The sequence below is a fragment of the Streptomyces sp. NPDC059037 genome, from assembly GCF_042740015.1.
GTDB lineage: Bacteria > Actinomycetota > Actinomycetes > Streptomycetales > Streptomycetaceae > Streptomyces.
Genome location: NZ_JBHYIG010000300.1, coordinates 1 through 2,334 on the forward strand (window position 1 = coordinate 1; position 2,334 = coordinate 2,334).

At 72.2% G+C, this 2,334-nt stretch carries 3 protein-coding genes; 1 reads left to right on the top strand and 2 read right to left on the bottom strand.

From position 1 onward, the window contains the following. Both ACFWY6_RS38550 and ACFWY6_RS38555 read right to left on the bottom strand, forming a co-directional pair. Positions 1–498 (bottom strand): thioesterase II family protein (locus ACFWY6_RS38550; protein WP_384700572.1); only part of this gene is annotated, 498 nt, incomplete at its 3' end. A 44-nt stretch (positions 499–542) separates the two neighbouring features. Further along, complete coding sequence (locus tag ACFWY6_RS38555) at positions 543–1,478, bottom strand: oxidoreductase (RefSeq protein WP_384700574.1); 936 nt, start codon at positions 1,476–1,478, stop codon at positions 543–545. An 81-nt stretch (positions 1,479–1,559) separates the two neighbouring features. Between ACFWY6_RS38555 and ACFWY6_RS38560 the strand changes: the two genes are divergently transcribed. Then, positions 1,560–2,171, top strand: a complete 612-nt coding sequence (locus tag ACFWY6_RS38560; RefSeq protein ID WP_384700576.1) for a TetR family transcriptional regulator — start codon at positions 1,560–1,562, stop codon at positions 2,169–2,171. The last annotated feature ends 163 nt before the right edge of the window (positions 2,172–2,334 follow it).

A 2,334-nucleotide genomic window follows, 5' to 3' on the forward strand; every position in this document is an offset into this window, starting at 1 on the left:
CAGCAGCAGGTCCTTGTCCTCGAACACCCGCGCGTCGGTGCCGTTGAGCGCCCGCAACTCCGCGATCAGGCCGTCCTCGTCGCGCAGATGCACGGGGCTGTCGTCCGCACGCCGCCGGGACGGTGCGCGTCGCCCCGATGCGAAGACGACGAGCGGCCCGGCCCCCTTCCCCTCGAGACGCAGGGCGAGTTCGAAGGCGATCATGGCGCCCATGCTGTGCCCGAAGATCGCCAGCGGCCGGTCCCCGTACGGGAGCGCCTCGGCGAGCAGCGCGTCGGCCAGACCCTCGATGGAGTCCACGCCCGGCTCGTCGTACCGGTCATGGCGCCCCGGGTACTGGACGGCGAGCACCTCCACCTCGGGGCCGATGGAGCGGGCGAACGGGAGGTAGAACGGCGCGGAGCCGCCGGCGTGCGGCAGACACAGCAGCCTCGCCCGCGCGTTGGGGGCGGGGCGGTACCGGCGGATCCACGGTCCGGTCTCGATTTTCGCGGTCACCTACATGTTCCTTCGGCGCTCGGACAGTTCGGGTCGTACGTCGCTCAAGCCGCCGCCGGCAAGGCGAACTTGACGGCGGTCAGCTCCTCCGAAAGATCCCACAGCTTGCGCCCGGTCGCAGCCTCGGCGGCCGACGGGGCCAGCTCGACCCGCTTGGGCGCACCGCGCAGTTCACCCATGCCGTCGGGACCGATGAACTGGCCGCCCTCCATGTCCGGGGCGGTCGCCGCGTACAGCTGCGAGAGCGCGCCCTGGTCCGGGGTCTGGGCGAGCGGCGAGAGGATCTTGCCGAACAGCAGCTTCACCATGCCGACCGGCGAGCTCGTCTGCAGGTTCGTCAGCGTGTAGCCGGGGTGGGCGAGCACGCTGCGCACCGGGCTGCCCGCCGCGGTCAGCCGCTTGTGCAGCTCCCAGCCGAAGACGGCGTTGGCGAGCTTCGACTGGTTGTAGTAGCCCATGGGCGAGTACTTGCGCTCGCCGGAGAGGTCGTCGAAGAAGAACTTCGCCTGCCGGTGGTTGGCCGAACTCACCGTCACCACACGGGGGTTGTCGCCCGCCGACAGCTGGTCGAGGAGCAGCCCGGTCAGCGCGAAGTGGCCGAGGTGGTTGGCGGCGAACTGCAGCTCGTGGCCCTGCGCGCTGAGCGTGCGGGGCGGCGCCATCACACCGGCGTTGTTGATGAGCACGTCCAGGCGCGCATGGTCGGCGCGCAGCCCGTCGGCGAAGTCGCGCACCGAGTCGAGATCAGCCAGGTCGAGACGGCGCACCTCCAGCTGCGCGTCCGGCTGACCGGCGGTGATCTCGGCGACCGCCCGGCGTCCCTTGGCCTCGTCGCGCACGGCCAGGATCACGTTCGCGCCCTTGCGGGCGAGCGCACGCGTGGTCGCAAGACCGAGGCCGCTGTTGGCGCCGGTGACGACGAACACACGGTCGCTCTGGTCGGGGATCTGCTCGGTCGTCCAGCGCTGCTGACTGTTCATACGACACAAGTTGCCCCACGTGGCATCGAGTGTCAAGCCGCGCCTGAGTGCCATGGACGCCATGGCGTATACGATGCGGGGGTGACTACCCGCCCAGAACCGAGCCTGGCCCAGCGCAAGCGTCAGCTCGTCGCGGACGAGCTGACCGGGGCCGCACTGAAACTGCTGGCCCGCAAGGGGTTCGACGCGGTCACGGTCGACGAGATCGTGGCCACCGCAGGCGTGTCCAAGCGGACGTTCTTCCGGTACTTCGCGTCCAAGGAGGACGTCGTCGTCCAGTTCCTGGCCGACATGGGTGCCGACATGCGCGCGGAGCTGGCGGGCCGCCCCTCGCCGGAGTCCCTCTCGGCAGCCCTTCGGCACACCGTCCTGGTCTCCGTGAACGCCTGCGCCGGCCATTCCGAACAGGCACTGCGCGTGGTGCAGCTGATCCTGGGCACGCCCGCGCTGCGCGCGCGCTTCCTGGAACGCCAGGCGCAGTGGCGCGACGAACTGGCGGCGGAGGTGGCGGACCGTCTCGGCCTCGCCCCCACCACCACCGATCTCTATCCGCGGCTGGCCGCGGGGGTCGCCTTGACCGCCTTTGACACCGTGCTGCAGCAGTGGAGCGACAGCGACGGTGCGGAAGACGCCGCGGCGCTGACGGACCGGGCCTTTGCGATTGTCGCTCCCGCGTTGGATGCCGACGCCTGAGCGCCCACCGGGTCTGCCACGCCGTGCCGTCGGGCGGCTGCGGGCCCTTCGCGGCTGGGCGCGCAGTTCCCCGCGGCCCCGCGGGGGGGCCCCCCCGGGGGGGCGGGGCCCGCGCGCGCCCCCCGCCCCCCCCCCCCCCCCCCCCCCCCCCCGCCGCCCCCCC